The organism is Streptacidiphilus sp. PB12-B1b (genome assembly GCF_014084125.1).
In the GTDB taxonomy this organism is placed as follows: domain Bacteria; phylum Actinomycetota; class Actinomycetes; order Streptomycetales; family Streptomycetaceae; genus Streptacidiphilus.
On record NZ_CP048405.1, the window covers coordinates 7,634,831 to 7,655,800 of the forward strand.

The window sequence follows — 20,970 nt, forward strand, 5'->3', positions numbered from 1 at the left end:
GCCCCGAAGCTGTGCACGACGCGGGGGACAACTTGTGGACAACCCCGCGAAGATCCCTCCGGCAACGCTCTGGCCTGTGGTTTCTTCGTCCACCCGCTGTGCAGGAGAAAAACTTCACGAACGCCGCAGCGATCCCGACAAGGGGTGCGCGAACGACTACCGGCCGCACCCTTCGGTAACGGTCTTATGGGGCTTGCGTCCCTTACATGTGGATGACTACGGTAGGACCATGCGATCTCCCACACCCAGCGCCACCGGACGCCGCAGACACGACCGGGAGATCCTGGCCCTCACCGTCCCCGCCTTCGGCGCGCTCATCGCCGAACCGCTGTTCCTGATGGGCGACTCCGCGATCGTCGGCCACCTCGGCACCGCCCAACTGGCCGGGCTCGGCATCTCCGCCGCCCTGCTCACCACCCTGGTCAACGTCTTCGTCTTCCTCGCCTACGCCACCACCGCGGCCGTCGCGCGGCGGGTCGGCGCGGGCGACCGCCGGGCCGCCGTCCAGCAGGGCATCGACGGCATCTGGCTGGCCCTGATCCTCTCCGTGCCGATCGTGGCCGCCTCGATACCGCTGGCCCCGGCGCTCTGCCACCTCTTCGGCGCCTCCGCCACCGCCGCGCCCTATGCCGTCACCTACCTGCGGATCAGCGCCCTGGGCATCCCTGCGATGCTCGGCGTCTTGGCCGCCACCGGCGTCCTGCGCGGGCTCCAGGACACCCGCACCCCGCTGGTCGTCGCGGTCGCCGGGTTCTCGGTCAACCTGCTGCTCAACCTGGCCCTGGTCTACGGCGCGGGCCTGGGCATCGCCGGCTCCGCCATCGGCACGGTCGTCTCGCAGTGGGGCATGGCCGCCGCCTACCTCGTCGTGGTCCTGCGCGGCGCCCGCCGCACCGGCGCCGGCCTGCGGCCCGACCTGGCCGGTATCCGGGCCTGCGCCACCGCCGGAGCGCCGCTGCTGGTGCGCACCCTCAGCCTGCGGGCGGTGCTGCTGATCGCCACCGCCGTCGCCGCCCGGCTCGGCGACGCCTCGATCGCCGCCCACCAGGTCGCCATGTCGCTGTGGAGCTTCCTGGCCTTCGCCCTGGACGCCATCGCCATCGCCGGACAGGCCATCATCGGCCGCTGCCTCGGCGCGGGGGACGCCGCCGGGGCCCGGGCCGCGACCAGGAGGATGGTGGAGTGGGGCGCCGGCGGGGGCGTCGTGCTGGGCGCGCTGCTGCTGCTCACCCGGCCGCTCTACCTGCCGCTGTTCACCGCCGACCCGGCGGTCCGGCACCAGCTCGGCCCGGTGCTGCTGGCCGCCGCCCTCAGCGAGCCGGTCTGCGGGGTGGTGTTCGTGCTGGACGGCGTGCTGATGGGCGCGGGCGACGGCCCCTACCTGGCCTGGGCGATGCTGGCCACCCTGGCCGTGTACGCGCCGGTCGCGCTGGTGCTGGGCAGCGGCAGCCTGGTCGCGCTGTGGATCGCCATCGACCTGTGCATGGTCGTCCGGCTGCTGTTCCTGTGCGTCCGCGCCCGGACCGGCGCCTGGCTGGTCACCGGCGCGGTCCGCGCCTGACCCGGATGCCGGACAGCGCCTGGGTACCGAACAGCCACCGGACGCCGAACAGCTTCCGGACGCCGGGCCCCGGCACCGCCCCGGCACCCCCAGTCACCGCAGTCCGCGCTGGTAGAAGGCGGTGCCGTGGAGCGGGCGCCCGCCCATCCCCCGGTACGCGGCCTCCGCCGCCGCGTCCCCCTCCGGGACGCGGTGCCCGCGCAGCACCCGGTACCCGGCCGCCCCCAGGTTGCGGTACAGCTCGCGGGCCAGCAGCGTCAGGTAGCCGCGGCCCTGCCACTGCGGCAGCGTCGCCATCGCCACCAGCACGGCCTGCCCCCGACTGCGCTCCGGCGCGGCCGACGCCCGCAGGCCGCCGAACCGCAGGCCGCCCGTCCGCAGCCCGCCAGCCCGCAGGCCGCCCGGCGCGAGCCGGGCCAGTGCGCGCCGGGCCGGGCGGTCGCGCGCGCCACGCCAGGACAGGTCCGGGACGGCCAGCACGAACGCCACCGGCCGGCCCTCCCGCGACAGCCACAGCAGCAGCCGGTCGTCCAGTCCGCCGCCCAGCTCCCCGGCCCACGCGGCGAACTCCTCGGCGAAGTCCGCCGCCGAGACCCCGGTGCGCGCCTCCACCTCCGCCCAGGACGCGTTCAGGACGGCTCTGAGCTGCGGCAGCACCCGCCGCAGCGCCCGGCCCCGACCCCGGTGCACGGTCAGCCGCTCGTCCGCGAGCCGCCGGTCGTCGAAGGGGAACGCCTTCTCCGGCGGCAGCCGCCCGGGATCGTCCAGGCCCTCGCAGATCCAGGTCCGGCCGGGCCAGCGCCGGGTGAAGCCGTGCCGCTCGTACGCGGCGGCGTAGTAGGGCGGGCTCCAGCCGCCGCCGCTGAACCCGCGCCGGTCGAAGCCCGAGGTGAGGACGCCGGGGGACTCGTCGGGGCACTGCTCGACCGGTCCGATCATGAGATCGCAGCCGCTCATGGTGCCCGCCTGCTCGGCGAGGTCGAACAGTTCCTTGGCCGGGTCGTCACCCAGCGGCCGCCGGTCGGCGAACTCGGTCAGGCCGAACAGCTGGACGCTGCGCCCGACCCGCGCGTCCAGGGCACTACTGCGGTGCAGGCAGGTCCGGCCGACCGGGCACCCGGTCTCGTCACGGGCCAGGTAGAGGTGGACCGGGCCGTAGCGGCGCAGCGGTCCGGTCCCGGCGTACCAGGCGCGGATGCGCCGCTCGGGGACGGGGACGTAGAGGTCGGAGGGGTGCAGCCGGAGCGGGAGGTCGCAGAACTCCCGCAGCTCGGCCGGGGTGGTCACCTCGGTGACCCGGATCGTCATCGCAGGGCTCCGCTCTGGGGCTCCGGGGCCGGTACGGCCCCAGCAAGTTACTAGCGAGTACGATCCCATCGTGCACGCACCGGCGACCCGGCGAATGCGCTCGGATACTCAGCGTGCTACTCAGCGCGGACCGGCGCCGCTGAGTACGCCGGAAGGCCGGCCCCCGAGGGGACCGGCCTTCCCGCCCGGCACGTCAGCGCCGGGTGTGCACGACGTCAGGCAGCGACAACGTTGACGTTGATCTTGGCGACCACGTCGGAGAGCAGCTTGACGGTGACCGTGTGGGCACCCGTGGTCTTGATCGGCGAGCCGATCTCGACCCGGCGCTTGTCGACCAGCGGGCCGTCGACGGCCTTGATGGCGTCGACGACGTCGCCCGGGGTCACGGAGCCGAAGAGACGGCCCGCGTCGCCCGCGCGCACGGCGAGCTTCACGGTCAGGCCCTCGAGCTTGCCCTTGACCTCGTTGGCCTGCTCCAGGGTCTGGATCTCGTGGATCTTGCGGGCGCGACGGATCGCGTCCACGTCCTTCTGGCCGCCCTTGGTCCAGCGGATGGCGAAGCCACGCGGAACCAGGTAGTTGCGGGCGTAACCGTCCTTGACCTCGACGATGTCGCCGGCGGTCCCGAGGCCCGAGACCTCGTTCGTGAGGATGATCTTCATTGTTCGGTCACCCTCCTATTCAGCGAGCGGTCGAGGTGTAGGGCAGCAGAGCGACCTCGCGGCTGTTCTTCACAGCCGTGGCCACGTCGCGCTGGTGCTGGGTGCAGTTGCCGGTGACCCGGCGGGCGCGGATCTTCCCACGGTCGGAGATGAACTTGCGGAGCAAGTTCGTGTCCTTGTAGTCGACGTAGGAGATCTTGTCCTTGCAGAAGACGCAAACCTTCTTCTTAGGCTTGCGTACAGGCGGCTTCGCCATCATGTACTCCAACTGGTGTTCACGATCCGACCGTCCCCGAGGGGGCGGGCGGGTCGCACGGGATCAAGTCTGAGCGGGCCTCACCCGTGAGGGCTCGGCCCAGCACACTGCTGCGCCCGGAAAGGGCGGTCCGGAAGGACTAGAACGGGGGCTCGTCGGAGAATCCGCCGCCGGCCGGGGCACCCCAGCCGCCGCCCTGCTGCCCGCCGCCCGCCGGGGCGCTGGACGCCCAGGGGTCGTCGGACGGCCCGGACTGGCCGCCGCCGGAGTTTCCACCCCAGCCGCCACCGCCGCCGCCCTGCTGGCCGCCACCGCCGTAGCCGCCGCCACCGCCGCCGCCGAAGCCGCCACCCGGTCCGCCCTGGCCGCCGGACCGCTGGGCCTTGGTGACCTTCGCAGTCGCGGAGCGCAGCGACGGGCCGACCTCGTCGACCTCGACCTCGTAGACGGTCCGCTTCTCGCCCTCTTTGGTGTCGTACGTGCGCTGGCGCAGACGGCCCTGGACGATGACGCGCATACCGCGCTGCAGCGTCTCAGCGCAGTTCTCCGCCGGCTGACGCCAGACGTTGCACGTGAGGAAGAGGCTCTCGCCGTCCTTCCACTCGTTGGTCTGGCGGTCGAACGTACGAGGAGTGGACGCGATGCGGAACTTCGCGACGGCCGCACCCGACGGCGTGAAACGCAGCTCGGGGTCGTCGACAAGGTTGCCGACAAGGGTGATGACGGTCTCGCCTGCCATGGTGGTGATCGACCTCTCGGTGGGAGCGGTTCCGTTCTGCAGTGCTCACCGCACCGGCCGTACGGACGGCCGGGCAGTGCAGTACGTCACGCACGGTGACGCACTTGGGTGCCTCAGTGGGTGTCCGGGCGGAGCACCTTGGTGCGCAGGACCTGCTCGCTCAGGTTGAGCTGCCGGTCGAGCTCCTTGACGACCGCAGGCTCGGCCTTGAGGTCGATCACCGAGTAGATGCCCTCGGACTTCTTGTTGATCTCGTACGACAGGCGACGACGACCCCAGGTGTCGACCTTCTCCACGTTGCCGCCGCCGGTGCGGACGACATTGAGGAAGTTCTCGATCAGGGGGGAGACAGCGCGCTCCTCGACCTCAGGGTCGAGGATCACCATGACCTCGTAATGACGCATGTGGAACCCACCTCCTCTGGACTCAGCGGCCACGGTCTTTCCGTGGCAGGAGGGTTTTGAGACGCGTCGCAACAGTAGTGGTCGGCACTGACAAACGAGCGGGAATCCGCGTCGTCACGCCAGCGAAGCGCCGAGCCACACCGGTGCAGACGGTCCAGACTACAGGCACCCGAATGGGGTCTTGAAATCCGCCCCCCGATCGACGCAATCTGTACACATCGGGTAGGGAGGCCGCCCCGGGGCGCGCCGCCGCATCCGAGGCCGCACGGCCGCCCAGGCCGTCGGCCAGCTCGCGCCACGCGCCGGCCCGACGGCAGCCGCTGCCGCCCGGTCGCAGCGTGCGCCCAAACCTCCCCAAGGAGGCGGGTTCCATGGCCCAGTCCACGCAGCCGCACGGCCGCTCCGACGACCAGAGCACCTGGGCGACCATCGTCCGCAACGACGGAAAGCCCCACCCCCTTCAGGACACCCTCGCCGGGATCACCCTGGTCCTCGGCCTGATCGCCATCGGCACCTGCGGATTCCGCAGCCTGCACATCCTCGCCTCGTGGACCGGCCTGTTCGGCATCTTCAGCGCCATCTGGGGCCAGTACATCTCGGCGACCACCACCGAGCGCTTCCTGCTGGTCATCGGCGGCGGCGCGGCGGCGGTCGGCTTCGGCATCGGCCTGGCCCACGGCGGGCTGCTCGGCGGCGTGGTCGGCTACTGACGGCCCGGCACGCCCGGCGCACCCGACCCGCCCGGCCCGTTCCGCACGAGAGCGTTCCGGACGAGAGCGTTCCGGGCGGGCGGCCCGGGCGGCTGTACGGGCGGTTCGCGGCGGCTTCGCACCGGGCGTCCTATGGGGGTGCTCCGGCTGGGCAGTAGGCTTCGCGCTTGACGCGACCTGACGCCCGAGGAGCACCCCCACCATGAGCTTGCGCCTGAGGACCATCAGCCGGGAGGAGCACCTGGCCTTCGTCCGGAGCCTGCCCTCCGCGAGCCATATGCAGGTGCCCAGCTGGGGCGACGTCAAGGCCGAGTGGCGCTCGGAGAGCATCGGCTGGTTCGACGACCGGGGCGCGATCGTCGGCGCCGGGCTGGTGCTGTACCGGCAGATCCCCAAGGTCAAGCGGTACCTCGCGTACCTGCCCGAGGGCCCGGTGATCGACTGGTTCGACCCCGCGCTGGACCGCTGGCTGGAGCCGATGCTGGCGCACCTGAAGTCCCAGGGCGCGTTCACGGTGAAGATGGGCCCGCCGGTGATAATCCGCCGCTGGCAGGCCGAGACCATCAAGAACGCGATCGCCGGCAAGGAGGCCAAGCGGCTGCGCGACATCGAGGCCGACTGGTACGAGCCCCGGGCCATCGACACCGCCGACCGGCTGCGCCGCCTGGGCTGGCAGCAGGGCGAGGACGCCGGGGCGGGCTTCGGCGACGTCCAGCCGCGCTACGTCTACCAGGTGCCGCTGGCCAACCGCTCGCTGGACGACGTCCTCAAGGGCTTCAACCAGCTGTGGCGCCGCAACATCAAGAAGGCCGAGAAGGCCGGGGTGGAGATCGTCCAGGGCGGCTACGACGACCTGCCGGTCTTCCACCAGCTGTACCTGGAGACCGCCGAGCGCGACCACTTCATCCCGCGCCCGCTCTCCTACTTCCAGCGGCAGTGGACGGCGCTGAACAACGAGGACCCCAACCGGATGCGCCTGTACCTGGCGTACCACGAGGGCGACGCGCTGGCCGGAACCACGATGATCACCGTGGGCGAGCACGTCTGGTACTCGTACGGGGCCTCCACCGTGCACAAGCGCGAGGTGCAGCCGAACAACGCCATCCAGTGGCGGATGCTGCGGGACGCCTACGCCCACGGCGCGACCGTCTACGACCTGCGCGGGATCAGTGACACCCTGGACGAGTCCGATCACCTGTTCGGGCTGATCCGGTTCAAGGTCGGCACCGGCGGACAGGCGGCCGAGTACCTCGGCGAGTGGGACTTCCCGCTCAACAAGCTGCTGCACAAGGCGCTGGACATGTACATGAATCGGCGCTGACGCCCGCAGCCCGCCCGGACACCCCTCCCGCCGCACAGATCTTCACGGAAGGCCCAAGCCCCATGGCGCTCACCCTGTACGTGGACACCCACCGCTGGCGCGCCCATCAGCGGTCCGTCCTGGAGTCCTTCCCCGGTCTGGTCCCGGTCGCCAAGGGCAACGGCTACGGCTTCCGCAACCTGCGGCTGGCCGAGGAGGCGGTGCGCCTGGACGCGGACGTCCTGGCGGTCGGCACCGCCTACGAGGCCGCCGAGACCAAGGACTACTTCGGCCGGGATCTGATCGTGCTCACCCCGTACCGCATCGGCGAGGACCCGGTGCCGCTGCCGCAGCGGGTGATCCGCACCGTCGGCACCGTGCGCGACGTGCGCGGCCTGGTCGGCGGCCGGGTGATCATCGAGTGCATGACCAGCATGCGGCGGCACGGCACCACCCCCGACGACCTGCCCAAGCTGCGCAGCGCGCTGGACGACGTCCGGGTCGAGGGCTTCGCCGTGCACCTGCCGATGGACCGCCCGGACGGCGTGGACCCGCTCGGGGAGACCATCGCCTGGGTCGAGCGGCTGCGCGCCGAACGGCTGCCGCTGCGGCGGATGTTCGTCAGCCACCTGCGCCCGGCCGAGGTCGCGGAGCTGTCGCAGCGCTACCCGGACGTGCACTTCCGCGCCCGTATCGGCACCCAGCTGTGGCTCGGCGACCACAAGGCCATCGACTGCCGGGGCACGGTGATGGACGTGCACGCCCTGGCCAAGGGCGAGCGCTACGGCTACCGCCAGCACCGCGTCCCGGGCGACGGGCACCTGCTGGTGGTGGCCGGCGGCACGGCGCACGGGGTGGGCCTGGAGGCCCCCAAGAGCCTGAGCGGGCTCACCCCCCGGGCCAAGAACCTGGCCCGGGCCGGGCTGGCCACGCTCAACCGCACGGCGTCCCCGTTCAGTTGGAACGGCAGCAAGCTGGGCTTCGCCGAGCCGCCGCACATGCAGGTCTCGCTGCTGTGGGTTCCCGGCGAGGTGACCCCGCCGCAGGTGGGCGACGAGCTGAAGGCGACCCTGCGGCACACCACGACCCTCTTCGACCGGATCGTCGAGCAGGGCTGACCGGGCCCGCTACCTCATCGCCCCGCGCCCGGGCAGGACGCCAACTCCCGCCCGCGGCAGCGGCATTGCCCGGACGCGCCGAGGGCCTGCGGACAACTCGCTGTCCTCAGGCCCTCGGTGACTTATCCACAGCCTCAGGCCGGTGGTAGCACGGGTTCCTCGTCGATTTCCACAACCCCGTGCGGTTCCCCGCCGGACCGCGAGGGACCGACCACCAGCACGTCCGGAGCCCCGTCCAGCACGCCTCCTGACGGATCGTCACTTCCGTCCCAGCGCACCACGTCGAACTCGGGCGCCAGCACGTCGCGGACCACCAGCGCGCACAGATAGAGCGTCCCGAGCACGTGCACCACGATCGCGCCGTGGTACCAGTCGGTCGGCAGGCCCTTCTGGTTGGGGCTGGAGGTGTAGGCGAAGTTGTACCAGATGCCCAGGAAGTACAGGATCTCGCAGGCCTGCCAGATCAGGAAGTCCCGCCAGCGCGGGCGGGCCAGCACCGCCAGCGGCGTCAGCCAGAGCACGTACTGCGGCGAGTAGACCTTGTTGGTCAGCACGAAGGCCGCGATCACCAGGAAGGCCAACTGGGCGAAGCGCGGCCGGCGCCGGGCGGCCAGGGCCAGCCAGGCGATCCCCAGGCAGCACAGCGCCAGCAGCAGCGCGATGACGGTGTTGACCTGGGAGGTGGTGAAGCCGCTCGGCAGCAGGTTGTTCTGCTCCAGGATCAGCCAGACCGAGCCGTAGTCGATGCCGCGCAGCTCGCTGAAGGTGTAGAAGGTGGCCCAGCCCTTGAAGTTCAGCAGCATGAACGGCACGTCCACGACCAGCCAGGCGGCCAGCGCCCCGGCGAAGGCCTGGCCGAAGTCGCGCATCCGACCCGCCCGCAGGCACAGCAGCAGGATCGGCCCGAGCAGGAAGACCGGGTACAGCTTGGCGGCGGTGGCCAGTCCGATCATCACCCCGGCGAGCACCAGCCGCCTGCGCGCCCAGCAGGCCATGCCGACGGCCGTCAGCGCCACCGCCAGCAGGTCCCAGTTGATGGTGGAGTCCAGCGCCAGCACCGGCGCCAGCGCGAACAGCAGCGCGTCCCAGGGGCGGCGGCGGTGGGTGCGCATCACCGCGACCACCGCGATCACCGCGCAGATCATCAGCATGCCGGAGTTGACCAGCCAGAACACCTGCTCGCGGTGGACGTCGCCGCCGCCGGAGGGGGTCAGCCAGGTCGCCACCCACATGAACATGCCGGTCAGGACCGGGTACTCCAGGTACTGCATGGTCGGGTCGGGGGCCTGCCCCGGCGCGACCGGCAGCCTGTCCAGGTAGGGGATGTTCCCGATGGAGAAGCCGCGCAGGGTGAACAGGTGCGGGATGTCGCTGTAGCAGGCGTGGTCGTACTGCGCGGTCGCGCCGTAGAACCAGCCGCTGTCGTAGCAGGGGATCTTCTGCACCATCCCGAGCGCGAACACCGCGATGGTGACGATCGCCAGCACCCGGCCCGCGGTCCACCAGCCGACGCCGAGCAGCGCGCGGCGGCCGGGGGCCCCGCCGAGGATCTCGCTCCCCGCGGCAGCCACCGGGTCCTCGTCGGCGGGGACGACGACGGTGTCCTCGGGCGGGGGAGTGGGCAGTGTGCTCGACGTCATGGCGCACATCCTGCCGCACGATCCTGAGCGCGGGGCCCCGCACCCGGCAGTTGGTGGCCGCAGCCCGCCCGGTACGGCCTAACTGTCCCTTTCCTGGGGCATTCCGGCGCGTTCCTGGGCCTTCCAGTGCCTCCCGGCGCCGCACCGACGGCCGCGGCCCCGGAGCGCTCCACCGCTGGGGTGGTGCGCGCCGGGGCCGCGTGCGGCTCGGCCTCGGTCAGCCGTCGTCGTTGCCGCCGCCGTGCTGGTTCCACCCCGGCGTGGAGGACGAGGTGCCGCCTCCTCCGCCGCCGCCCGGGCCCCCGGGACCGCCGCCCGGTCCGCCGGTCGAGGTGTCCGACGCGCTCGGCGTCGGGCACAGCACCAGGCAGGTGTCCGGCGCCGAGGGCGTGCTCGACGGCGTCGACGAGGCCGTGTCGGACGCCGGCGCGGAGGGCGTCCGCGAGGGCTTGCTCGACGCCGTGCTGGACGGCGTGGCGCTGGCCGTCGGGGTCGCACTGGCCGTCGCGGAGGGCGTGACGTCCGGCCCGTAGACCAGGGAGCCGTACGTGCTGAGGGTGTTCAGCGTCTCCGGCGAGAAGCCGCTGAGCGCCACCTTCATGTACTTGGTCCAGATCTCGGTCGGGAAGTTGGCGCCGTAGATGTCCTGCTGGCCGGCCAGGCCGATCATCGGCTCGATGGTGCCGGTGGCGGGGTTCTGGTCGAACAGCAGGACCGCGGTGGCCGCCTTCTTGGTGTAGCCGACGAACAGCGCCGACTTGTAGGAGTCGGTGGTGCCGGTCTTACCGGCGATCCCGCCCGGCCAGCCCAGCGCCATGGCATGCGCACCGGTACCGGAGTCGGAGACCACGCCCTCCAGGGCCTCGTTGACGGTGTCCGCGACCTGCGGGGTGAAGGCCACCCGCGGCTTGGTCTTCAGCGACTTGGTGGCGCCGCCGTAGACGTAGTGGTCGACCTCGTACGGGTCGTACTCGATGCCGTCGTTGGCGAAGGTCGCGTAGGCCGTGGCCAGCCGGATCGGGCCCGGCGTGGAGGTGCCCAGCGCGAACGAGGGCACGGTGTCGTTGGCCCAGGCCGAGCTGGGGTCGGCGTTGAGCCCGGCGTCGATGGCGGTCTGCTTGACGTTCTGCATGCCGACGTCCATGCCGAGCTGCACGTAGACCGAGTTCACCGACTGGTCCATGGCCGTCTTCAGGTTGATGTTCCCGTAGGGGTAGTCGGAGTCGTTGGGCTGGTGCCACACCTGGTTGTTCTGGTCCAGCCAGGGCTGGCCGTTGGCCTGCCTGATCACCAGGTTGTTCTGGCCGCTGAACATGCTGTTCAGCGACACCGGCGTGCCGGCCGGGATGGTGGTCCCGTTGTAGGAGACCGGGTCCTGCAGGCCGTACTTCTCGGCGGCCGCCAGCACGAACGCCTTGAAGGTCGAGCCGACCAGGACGTTCGGCGCGTCGGCGTTGTCGTTGAAGTCCTTCAGGAAGTCGGCGCCGCCGTAGATGGCGTTGACCGCGCCCTCACCGGGCACCACCGAGGCCGCGCCCTCCTGCAGCCACTTGTCCACCGGGTACTTCTTCTTGTAGTCCGGGCTGGTGGTGTCCGAGGTGTTGGTGACCATGCGCTTGGGGTTCAACTGCCCGGCGAACGTGGAGTTCACCGAGGACACCATGGCGTTCTCGTCGGCCTTGTTGAAGGTCGTGTAGATCTGGTAGCCGCCCTGGTCCAGCTGCGCCTGGGTGACCCCGTTGCGCAGCAGGTTGTTCTGGGCGAGGGTCACCATGTACCCGATCTGCCCGCCCATGTTGGTGTCGCTCACCGTGTAGGGCCTGGGCATGGGGAAGCCCTTGGCCAGCCAGGTCTGCGAGTCGGCCGCGCTCATGAAGTTGAACTTGGCCATGTTCTTCAGGACGTAGGTCCAGCGCTGGGTCGCGTTGATCTTGTTCTGCGCGGCGTTGTCGCCCTGGATGTCCGAGCCGTACGGGTCGTACAGGCTGGGGCCGTTGACCAGCGACGCCAGGAAGGCGCCCTGGCTGGGGTTCAGCTGGCTGGCGTCCAGGTTGTAGTACGTCTTGGCGGCCGCCTCGATGCCGTAGGCGCCGCGGCCGAAGTAGCAGGTGTTGAGGTAGCCCAGCAGAATCTGCTGCTTCGGGGTGCTCTTGGAGATCTTGACGGCCAGCAGGATCTCGTCCATCTTGCGGGTCGGGGTCTGCGCCGCGGTGAGGTAGTAGTTCTTGATCCACTGCTGGGTGATGGTCGAACCCGACTGGGTCTCCTCACCCTTGGCCATGTCGTAGACGGCGCGCAGGATGCCCTCGGGGTCGATGCCCGAGTCGGTCCAGAAGGTCGAGTTCTCCGCCGCCAGGAAGTCGTTCTGCACCGGCTTGGGGATCGTCGAGAGGCTGTCCAGGATCTGCCGGTTCTGCGCGCCGGTCTGCACCATCACCGACTTGTCGGCCCAGTAGTACGTGTTGCTCTGGGTGACGGCGTCGTACTGCGGGTTGGGCGCCTTCAGCGTCGCGTAGGCGTAGCCGACCACGCCGAACAGCGCGCCGGTGCAGATCACGAAGCCGGTCAGGACCAGCTTCCACGAGGGCAGCCAGCGGCGGACGCCGCCCTTGCCCCAGCGCGGGTAGTCGATCAGCCGCTTCGGCTTGGGGCCGGCCGGGCCGCCCGGGCCGCGCCCGCCGCCGCCCTGCATGCCGTTGGCGGTCGTGGTGCCGCGGCGGCCCTTGGACTGCGCGGCGCGGCGCATCTCGGCGCGGGTCATCTGCGGCTGCGCGGTGGTCTCGGCGGCCTCCGGGCCGGGCCCCTGGCCGTACCCCTGGGGGCGCGCGGTGCGGCGCGGCGGCGGTCCCGACTGGCGTCGCCCCGGGCCGGTCTGGTACCCGCCGGACGGCCTGGCCTGGTACTCACCGGCCGGTCCGGCCTGGTACTCGCCGGGGGCTCCCTGCGGCGGATACCCGCCCCCCTGGGGCGACTGCTGAGACGGCCCGGCCGACGGACTGTCATCCCGGCCGGGCTGTTGCTGCTTTCGCCGATGTTCGCTCATGCTTCCAGCTGCTCCTCGGACAGGCTCTCGAGCCTGAAGGCGGTGGTCCACTTTCGATCCGCGTCAGGACCAGCGGTCCCCGCACGGCTCCCCCGGGGCTCCGGCCGAAGCGGCCGTACTGCACCGAGGACGAGGACGCCCCATACGTCACTGCGGTTCCCGGCTTTCTGCATAGGCGACAGAGTACGCAGCACCGGACAGTCATCAATCGGGCTTCCCCTGGCAATACGGGGCATAGCGACCACAGATCCTTAGGAAAAGACAGCTCCGCACCGGGCCCGGACAGCGCCGCAGACCCCCGGAAGCCGACCCGAACGGACCCCCCACCAGCCCCTCGCAACCCTCTGTGATCACATTCACCAGGTCGCCTCTTGCTCGCAGCGCGCTCGAGGCATATCGTCTCGATGTATCGGCTCGATACATCGAGACGGCATACCGAGCGAGGGAGAGGAGGCGGTACGGCATGAGCAGGCGCTCCGGCATCCTCGAGTTCGCCGTCCTCGGCCTCCTGCACGACTCCCCCATGCACGGCTACGAGCTGCGCAAACGCCTCAACGTCCTGCTGGGATCGTTCCGTGCCTTCTCGTACGGGACGCTCTACCCGTGCCTCAAGGGCCTGGTCGCCCTCGGTTTCCTGATCGAGGACAACGCCGGAGACGAGTACATCCCCGCCACCGCCCTCAACGGCAAGCGGTCGAAGATCGTCTACCGGCTGACCCCCGAGGGCAAGCAGCGGTTCGAGGAGTTGCTGGCCGACTCCGGCCCGGACGCCTGGGAGGACGAACACTTCGGCGTCCACTTCGCCTTCTTCGGCCAGACCGACCGGGCCGTGCGCATGCGCGTCCTGGAAGGCCGCCGCAGCCGTCTGGAAGAGCGCCTGGAGCGGATGCGCACCTCGCTGGCGCGCACCCGCGAGCGACTCGACGGCTACACCCTGGAACTCCAGCGCCACGGCCTGGAGTCAGTGGAGCGAGAGGTCCGCTGGCTCAACGAGCTGATCGAGACCGAACGCGCCAACCGCAGCAGCGGACGCGGCCCCGACACCGGGCCGCCAGGCACCTCCACCCCGGGTGCCACCCCACAGATTTCGGACGGCAGGAACCGGGCAGCAGCGCACGCCGCTGCGCCACCCGACCGCCCGGAGCGCTCCCCGGAGCGCTGACCACCGCGCAGTCCACCCTCGCCGTCACGTGACGGAGCGGACCGCGCACGCGGGCGGCAGGGGACTGCCGGCACTCGTATGAACCACCGCAATGACCTTCTCCAAAACCCATCACACCAGGGAGCAGCCGGAATGAGTTCGGTTCGCGTAGCAATCGTGGGTGTCGGCAACTGCGCCGCCTCGCTTGTCCAGGGCGTCGAGTACTACAAGGACGCTGACCCGAACAGCCGCGTGCCCGGCCTCATGCACGTGCAGTTCGGCGACTACCACGTCCGTGACGTCGAGTTCGTCGCCGCGTTCGACGTCGACGCCAAGAAGGTCGGCCAGGACCTCGCCCACGCCATCGGCGCCAGCGAGAACAACACCATCAAGATCTGCGACGTGCCGCCCACCGGCGTCATGGTGCAGCGCGGCCCGACCCTCGACGGTCTGGGCAAGTACTACCTGGAGACCATCGAGCAGTCCTCCGAGGAGCCGGTCGACGTGGTCGAGGTGCTCAAGGAGCGCCAGGTCGACGTCCTCGTGTGCTACCTGCCGGTCGGCTCCGAGCAGGCCGCCAAGTTCTACGCCCAGTGCGCCATCGACGCCAAGGTCGCGTTCGTCAACGCCCTGCCGGTGTTCATCGCGGGCACCAAGGAGTGGGCGGACAAGTTCACCGAGGCCGGTGTCCCGATCGTCGGCGACGACATCAAGTCCCAGGTCGGCGCCACCATCACGCACCGCGTGATGGCGAAGCTCTTCGAGGACCGCGGTGTCCTGCTGGAGCGCACCATGCAGCTGAACGTCGGCGGCAACATGGACTTCAAGAACATGCTGGAGCGCGACCGCCTGGAGTCCAAGAAGATCTCCAAGACGCAGGCCGTGACCTCGCAGATCGTCGACCGCGACCTGGGCGCCAAGAACGTCCACATCGGCCCGTCGGACTACGTGGCCTGGCTGGACGACCGCAAGTGGGCGTACGTGCGCCTCGAGGGCCGCGCCTTCGGCGACGTGCCGCTGAACCTGGAGTACAAGCTCGAGGTGTGGGACTCCCCGAACTCGGCCGGCGTCATCATCGACGCGGTCCGCGCGGCGAAGATCGCCAAGGACCGCGGCATCGGCGGCCCGATCCTGTCGGCGTCCTCCTACCTGATGAAGTCCCCGCCGGTGCAGTACTTCGACGACGAGGCCCGCGACAACGTGGAGAAGTTCATCCGCGGCGAGGTCGAGCGCTGAGCGCTCGGCACTGAGCCCGGGCGCCCCCGAGGGCGGTCACCGTTTCACGCACTGTTTCACGTGAAACGGGACCGCCCTCGGGCGTTGCCGCGCCCGGATTCCGGGTAGCACAGCACCTGAAACGGAACCGCCCGCGGGCTCTGCCGCCCCCCGCTGCGCCGGACGGCGGGTTCGGCTTAGGCATCAGCGGTGCGACGTGGGAGTCTGTGAGGGTGTCGATCATCGGCCATGCCTCCGAACCCCAGGGCCGCGCCAGGGCTCTGCTTGGGCTGTCCGGCTTTCGCCGACTCCTCGGCACCCGCCTGCTCTCGCAGCTCTCCGACGGCGTCTTCCAGGTCTCGCTGGCCTCCTACGTCGTCTTCTCCCCCGAACGCCAGCCGACCGCAGGCGCCATCGCCTCCGCCTTCGCTGTGCTGCTGCTGCCGTTCTGCCTCTGCGGCCCCTTCGCCGGCGTGCTGCTGGACCGCTGGCGCCGTCGGCAGACGCTCCTGTACGGCAACCTGATCCGGCTGGTGCTCTGCGCCGGGACGGCCTGGCTGGTGCTGCTCAAGGTGCCGACGCCGGTGTTCTTCGCCGCCGCGCTGCTGGTGACCGGCGTCAACCGGTTCATCCTGGCCGGGCTCTCCGCCGCACTGCCGCAGGTGGTCCCGGACACCCTGCTGGTCAGCGCCAACTCCATCGCGCCGACCATGGGCACGATCGCCAGCACCATCGGCGGGGGCGCTGCCTTCGTCGTGCAGCTGGTCCTCCCGGCCGGGCCGGAGGCCAATGCCGCCCTGCTGGTCCTGGCCGGGCTGGGCTACGGCAGCGCCTCCCTCGCGGCCCGGACGATGTCACGGGACCTGCTGGGGCCCGCGCGCGGCCCGCAGGCCCGCCAGCCGCTGCACCAGGTGATCGCCGAGACCGCCGCGGGGCTGCTGGACGGGGTGCGGCAGCTGGTGCGCGACTCCCGTCCCGCCGCCTACGCGCTGGCCGCGGTGACGGTCTGCCGGTTCTGCTACGGCCTGCTGCTGGTCCTGCTGCTGATGCTGTGCCGGAACAGCTTCTCCACGCCGGGCGACCAGAGCGCCGGCATCCGCTGGCTGGGCCTGGCCCTGGCCGCCTCCGCCGCCGGCTTCTTCACCGCGGCAGTGGTCACCCCCTGGGCGACCCGGCGGATGGGCGTCGGCGGCTGGCTGGTCTGCTGCTCGGCGCTGGCCGCCGTGCTCACCCCGGCGCTCGGCCTGTTCTTCACACCGCTGCCGATCATGGCCGCCGCCTACCTGCTCGGCCTGTTCTCCCAGGGCGCGAAGATCAGCACCGACACCGTCGTCCAGACCTCGGTGGACGACGCCTACCGCGGCCGGGTCTTCGCGGTGTACGACGTGCTGTTCAACGGCTCGCTGGTCGCTGCCGCCGCCGTGGCCGCCGCACTGATGCCGACCAGCGGCCGCTCGGTGGTGGTGATCCTGGTCTCCGCGCTGCTGTACGCACTGACGGCGCTGGGCTACGGGCTGACCCTGCGGCATTCCAAGCCGTCGGCGCCCGTGCCCTGCCCCGTCTCCTCCTCGGTCTAGCCCGCGTCCCCGCTCCGGCCCGCGTCCTGGTGCTGGCCCGGGTCCTGGCTCTGGCCCGCGCGGGCGTCCCACCATCCGCGCAGTGCCTCGGTGGCCGCCTCCGGGCCCATCGGGCCGTGCTCCAGCCGGTGCTCCAGCAGGAACCGGTATGCCTCGCCGACCTCACGGCCCGGCTTGAGGCCGAGGATCGCCATGATCTCCTCGCCGTTGAGATCCGGGCGGATCGAGTCCAGCTGCTCCTGCTCCTGCAGCACGGCGATCCGCTGCTCCAGGCCGTCGTAGGCCCGCGACAGCGCGGCCGCCTTCTTCCTGTTGCGGGTGGTGCAGTCCGAGCGGGTCAGCTTGTGCAGCCGCGGCAGCAGCGGGCCGGCGTCGCGGACGTACCGCCGCACCGCCGAGTCGGTCCACTCGCCGGTGCCGTAGCCGTGGAACCGCAGGTGCAGCTCGACCAGCCGGGACACGTCGGCGATCAGGTCGTTGGAGTACTTCAGCTCCCGCAGGCGCTTCTTGGTGAGCTTGGCCCCCACCAGCTCGTGGTGGTGGAAGGAGACCCCTCCGCCGTCCTCGAAGCGCCGGGTGCGCGGCTTGCCGATGTCGTGCAGCAGCGCGGCCAGCCGCAGCGTGAGGTCGGGGCCGTCCTCCTCCAGGTCGATGGCCTGTTCCAGGACGGTCAGCGAGTGCTCGTAGACGTCCTTGTGCCGGTGGTGCTCGTCACGTTCCAGCCGCAGCGCCGGAAGCTCCGGCAGCACCCGCTCGGCGATGCCGGTGTCGACCAGCAGCAGCAGCCCCTGGCGCGGGTGGTCCGACAGCAGCAGCTTGTTCAGCTCCGCCTGGACGCGCTCCGCGGAGACGATGCCGATCCGCTCCGCCATCTCCGACATCGCGGTGACCACCTCGGGGGCGACCTCGAAGTCCAGCTGTGCGGAGAAGCGGGCGGCCCGCATCATCCGCAGTGGATCGTCCGAGAAGGACGCCTCGGGGGTGCCGGGGGTCCGCAGCACCTTCGCGGCGAGATCCTCCAGGCCGTGGTGCGGATCGATGAAGGCGACCTCGGGCAGGGCCACGGCCATGGCGTTGACGGTGAAGTCGCGGCGGACCAGGTCCTCCTCGATGGAGTCCCCGTAGGAGACCTCCGGCTTGCGGGAGTTCCGGTCGTACGCCTCGGAGCGGTAGGTGGTGATCTCGATCTGGAAGTCGCGCGGCTCGCCCCCGGCGGTCGGCCGGGCCTTCTTGCGGGCGCCCACCGTGCCGAAGGCGATGCCGACGTCCCAGATGGCGTCCGCCCAGGGCTTCAGCAGCGCCAGGATCTGCTCGGGCCGGGCGTCGGTGGTGAAGTCCAGGTCGTTGCCGAGGCGGCCGAGCAGGGCGTCCCGCACGGAGCCTCCGACCAGGGCGAGGCGGAAGCCGGACGCCTGGAAGCGGCGCCCCAGCTCGTCCGCGACGGGGTAGGCGTCGAGGATCTCGCTGACGGCGGCGAGCTGCGCGGCACTCAGGGAGTCGGCGGCGGAACCACGGCGGGACGACGGGTCGTCCAGGCGGGCAGAGCTGGAATCATTGGCGTTCGGCACGACAGACAAGCCTACGTGGCGGCACGCACCCCTCGCGCCCCGATAACGTCAGGGCCGCACGGACGGCGCCGGTCGGCGCGCGGCGGGAGCGTGCGCCCATCCGGGCGTGCCCGGCTGCGTCTCCTCCCAGACAACGTCGTTACCATGCCAGAGCGCACATGCGGGGGCAGCGCGACTGCGGCGATCAGGACAGCGCGAGCGACGAGCGGACGGCGAGGACGCGTGGGCGAGGCGGCACGGCAGAGAAGGCGCACCAGGGGACTGGGCGCGGGTCGTACGCCCCTGGACGCCCCCGGTCGACTGCGCAGCTCGGTGACGGTGCTGCTGGCGGCCGGGCTCACCCTGCTGGGCGGGGCCGGCCTGGCCCCGGCGGCCGAGGCGAGCCAGCTGCGGGTGGGTCCGGCGACCGCGGTTCAGGGCACCGCGTCGGCGGCGGCCGCCCCGGTGACCGCGCGGGCCGCCTCCTCGGTCAGCCAGACCTATCCGGCCGTGGTCTCGCTGACCGACATCAACCCGCCGGTGCCGGTCGCCGGGGGCAAGATCTCGATCACCGGGACGGTCAGGAACAGCGGCAGCAGCACCATCAACGCGCTGCAGGTCGGCCTCGCGGTGGGCTCGGCCCCGCTGGACAACCGCTCGTCGATCGCGGCCGTGGCCCAGGAGACCACCCCGCAGCCGAACCAGGACGCCCCGGAACTGAGCGGCGCGCCGACCGCGCAGCTGGGCCCGCTGGTGCCGGGCGCCACCAGCACCCCGTTCACCCTCACCGTGTCCGTCGACGACCTGGGCCTGAGCAGCGACGGCGTGTACGAGCTGGACGTCGACGCCACCACCGGCGGCTCCTCGCCCCGGCCGCTCGGCGTCAGCCGCACCTTCCTGCCGTACCACCCCTCCACCAGCGCCAAGCCGACCCAGGTGGCGACGCTGTGGCCGCTGGTGGACCAGCCCCGGGTGCAGGCGCAGCAGTACCGCACCGGGGCGGCCGACCTCACCGGGCAGGCCGTCCTGACCGATGACACGCTCGCCTCCGAGCTCGGCCCCGAAGGCCGGCTGGGCCAGCTCCAGTCGCTGGGCAGCAGCTCCGCCGCCTCCGCCATGAAACTCACCTGGGTGATCGACCCCGACCTGATCAGCACGGTCAATCAGATGCGCAGCGGCTACCGGGTCGTCAGCGACCCGCAGGGCAGCGTCTCGGCCGCGACGCCCGACTGCAACTGCACCCGGAAGGGCAGCGAGGCAGGGGTCCAGGCGGCGAAGTCCTGGCTGCTGGGGATGCAGCAGGCGCTGCTGGGGCTGAGCCCGCAGCAGATCATCTCGCTGCCCTACGCGGATCCGGACCTGGCCACGCTGGCGCACCACAGCCCGGCGGCCGACACCCTGGCCTCCCAGCTGACGGACGTGGGCGACGCGAGCGTCCCGGACCTGCTGCAGGTCACCGCGGACTCCTCGGTGGCCTGGCCCTACCAGGGCTACACCGACGCGTCGGTGGTGGCGCTGGCCCGCAGGCTGCACGACACCCAGATCGTCACCAACAGCTCCAGCCTCCCGTACACGGGCGTGAACTTCACCCCCAACGCGGCGCGCTCGCTGGGCGACGGCACGACGGCCGTGGTCGCCGACTCCACCATCTCCGACATCTTCTCCGGGGACCTGACCACCAAGTCCGCACAGACCATGGCCGAGCAGCGGTTCCTCGCGGAGACCCTGGAGATCACCGACGAGCAGCCGGGGCTGCAGCGCAGCATCCTGGTGCAGCCGCCCCGCACCATGTCCACCAGCACCGCCGACACGCTGCTGGCCTCGCTGGAGGAGGCGGCGGGCAAGTGGATCGAGCCGGAGTCGTACGGCACGGTGGCCGCGGCCAAGCCCACGCCGAACGTGTCGTCCTCGCTGGCGCCCTACTCGGTGCAGGTCCGCAACAGCGAGCTGCAGACCCTGCCCGACGTGATGGCCATCCAGGACGACCTCGCCGAACTGCAGAAGATCATCACCCCGCCGGACCCGTACGGCAGCCAGTTCGACGCGGCGATACTGCGCTCGGTGTCGACGCAGTGGCGCGGCCAGCCGCAGGCCGGTGAGGACTACCAGTCCGACACCCAGGCGTACCTGACCGGCCTGCTGGACTCGGTGAGCATCCTGGGCAAGCCCAACGGCGTGACCCTGCCCGGCAGCAATTCGGCGACCATCCCGATCACGATCGAGAACAACCTGCCGCAGACGCTGACCAACCTGGTGGTGGTGCTCACCTCGAAGTCGCCCAACCGCCTGGCGGTCGAGGGCAGCGGCCGGCTGAGCGTCACCAACGCGGGCAACACCAAGCCGGGCTACAAGTTCCAGGTGAAGGCCGCCGCCAACGGCAAGGTGACCATGGAGGCGCGGCTCTACACCACGGTGGGCGACACCCTGGAGCCGTACACCGGCAGTGACGCCGCCATCACCTTCACCGTCAACGTCACCCAGATCTCCGGCGGGGTGATCGCGGTGATCGCCGGCGGCGGTCTGCTGGTCGTCCTGGCCGGTCTGCGACTGTACTGGAAGCGCCGGAAGGACGCGGCGCAGACCGATGGCGGGCCTGGGGAAACGGACGGGGAGGACGGGGCCGACGAGCCGCATGAGCCGCAGCCTGGGGCCGACCAGGGGGCGGATTGCGGGCAACCAGGCGGTCATGATCCGGAAAACGGGGTCCAAAGCCCTGTATAGGCTCTCCCGGGTGAGAAGGTAAGCAGAC

At 71.1% G+C, this 20,970-nt stretch carries 16 protein-coding genes; 8 read left to right on the plus strand and 8 right to left on the minus strand.

Features of this window, described 5'->3' with window-relative positions; genetic code table 11:
* Positions 1-229: 229 nt before the first annotated feature.
* The gene (locus tag GXW83_RS33455) at positions 230-1,561 is read left to right on the plus strand and encodes an MATE family efflux transporter (protein WP_182446856.1); all 1,332 of its coding nucleotides are present in this window, start codon (positions 230-232) and stop codon (positions 1,559-1,561) included.
* Between the two features lie 93 nt (positions 1,562-1,654).
* On the opposite strand, the gene GXW83_RS33460 is transcribed toward GXW83_RS33455, so the two are convergent.
* From GXW83_RS33460 to rpsF, 5 genes are all read right to left on the minus strand, one after another.
* Complete coding sequence (locus GXW83_RS33460; RefSeq protein WP_182446858.1) at positions 1,655-2,869, minus strand: GNAT family N-acetyltransferase; 1,215 nt, start codon at positions 2,867-2,869, stop codon at positions 1,655-1,657.
* Between the two features lie 215 nt (positions 2,870-3,084).
* Positions 3,085-3,531 (minus strand): 50S ribosomal protein L9, encoded by a 447-nt coding sequence (gene rplI / locus GXW83_RS33465; RefSeq protein WP_182446860.1) that lies wholly within the window; start codon positions 3,529-3,531, stop codon positions 3,085-3,087.
* 19 nt (positions 3,532-3,550) lie between these two features.
* The gene (gene rpsR, locus GXW83_RS33470) at positions 3,551-3,787 is read right to left on the minus strand and encodes a 30S ribosomal protein S18 (protein ID WP_034089348.1); all 237 of its coding nucleotides are present in this window, start codon (positions 3,785-3,787) and stop codon (positions 3,551-3,553) included.
* A gap of 139 nt (positions 3,788-3,926) precedes the next feature.
* Positions 3,927-4,526 carry a single-stranded DNA-binding protein gene (locus GXW83_RS33475; RefSeq protein WP_182446863.1) on the minus strand — a complete coding sequence of 200 codons (600 nt, stop codon included), beginning with the start codon at positions 4,524-4,526 and terminating at the stop codon, positions 3,927-3,929.
* Between the two features lie 113 nt (positions 4,527-4,639).
* Entirely contained in the window at positions 4,640-4,930 is a 291-nt protein-coding gene (gene rpsF / locus GXW83_RS33480; protein WP_123498332.1) for a 30S ribosomal protein S6, read from the minus strand.
* Between the two features lie 371 nt (positions 4,931-5,301).
* Here rpsF and GXW83_RS33485 point away from each other — a divergent pair, with 371 nt between their 5' ends.
* The 3 genes from GXW83_RS33485 (at position 5,302) to GXW83_RS33495 (ending at position 8,058) form a co-directional block, all read left to right on the plus strand.
* Positions 5,302-5,640, plus strand: coding sequence for a hypothetical protein (locus GXW83_RS33485; RefSeq protein WP_182446865.1), 339 nt, complete (start codon positions 5,302-5,304; stop codon positions 5,638-5,640).
* A 202-nt stretch (positions 5,641-5,842) separates the two neighbouring features.
* Positions 5,843-6,961 (plus strand): peptidoglycan bridge formation glycyltransferase FemA/FemB family protein, encoded by a 1,119-nt coding sequence (locus tag GXW83_RS33490; protein WP_182446871.1) that lies wholly within the window; start codon positions 5,843-5,845, stop codon positions 6,959-6,961.
* A 62-nt stretch (positions 6,962-7,023) separates the two neighbouring features.
* Positions 7,024-8,058: an alanine racemase gene (locus tag GXW83_RS33495; protein WP_182446873.1), complete on the plus strand. Its 1,035-nt coding sequence runs from the start codon at positions 7,024-7,026 to the stop codon at positions 8,056-8,058.
* Positions 8,059-8,192: 134 nt separating this feature from the next.
* On the opposite strand, the gene GXW83_RS33500 is transcribed toward GXW83_RS33495, so the two are convergent.
* Positions 8,193-9,707: a glycosyltransferase family 87 protein gene (locus GXW83_RS33500; RefSeq protein WP_182446876.1), complete on the minus strand. Its 1,515-nt coding sequence runs from the start codon at positions 9,705-9,707 to the stop codon at positions 8,193-8,195.
* A 208-nt stretch (positions 9,708-9,915) separates the two neighbouring features.
* On the minus strand, positions 9,916-12,741 hold the full coding sequence (locus GXW83_RS33505) for a transglycosylase domain-containing protein (RefSeq protein ID WP_182446878.1): 2,826 nt from the start codon (positions 12,739-12,741) through the stop codon (positions 9,916-9,918).
* A gap of 463 nt (positions 12,742-13,204) precedes the next feature.
* On the opposite strand from GXW83_RS33505, the gene GXW83_RS33510 reads away from it, so the two are divergent.
* From GXW83_RS33510 to GXW83_RS33520, 3 genes are all read left to right on the plus strand, one after another.
* Positions 13,205-13,903, plus strand: coding sequence for a PadR family transcriptional regulator (locus GXW83_RS33510; RefSeq protein ID WP_182446881.1), 699 nt, complete (start codon positions 13,205-13,207; stop codon positions 13,901-13,903).
* A 132-nt stretch (positions 13,904-14,035) separates the two neighbouring features.
* Positions 14,036-15,118 (plus strand): inositol-3-phosphate synthase, encoded by a 1,083-nt coding sequence (locus GXW83_RS33515; RefSeq protein WP_182446883.1) that lies wholly within the window; start codon positions 14,036-14,038, stop codon positions 15,116-15,118.
* A gap of 212 nt (positions 15,119-15,330) precedes the next feature.
* Complete coding sequence (locus GXW83_RS33520; protein ID WP_370466847.1) at positions 15,331-16,674, plus strand: MFS transporter; 1,344 nt, start codon at positions 15,331-15,333, stop codon at positions 16,672-16,674.
* Here GXW83_RS33520 and GXW83_RS33525 read toward each other — a convergent pair.
* On the minus strand, positions 16,671-18,242 hold the full coding sequence (locus GXW83_RS33525; RefSeq protein ID WP_370466848.1) for a CCA tRNA nucleotidyltransferase: 1,572 nt from the start codon (positions 18,240-18,242) through the stop codon (positions 16,671-16,673). The two genes, GXW83_RS33520 and GXW83_RS33525, sit on opposite strands and share 4 nt — an antisense overlap.
* Before the next feature lie 222 nt (positions 18,243-18,464).
* On the opposite strand from GXW83_RS33525, the gene GXW83_RS33530 reads away from it, so the two are divergent.
* Positions 18,465-20,942, plus strand: coding sequence for a DUF6049 family protein (locus GXW83_RS33530; RefSeq protein ID WP_182446885.1), 2,478 nt, complete (start codon positions 18,465-18,467; stop codon positions 20,940-20,942).
* Positions 20,943-20,970: the final 28 nt, after the last annotated feature.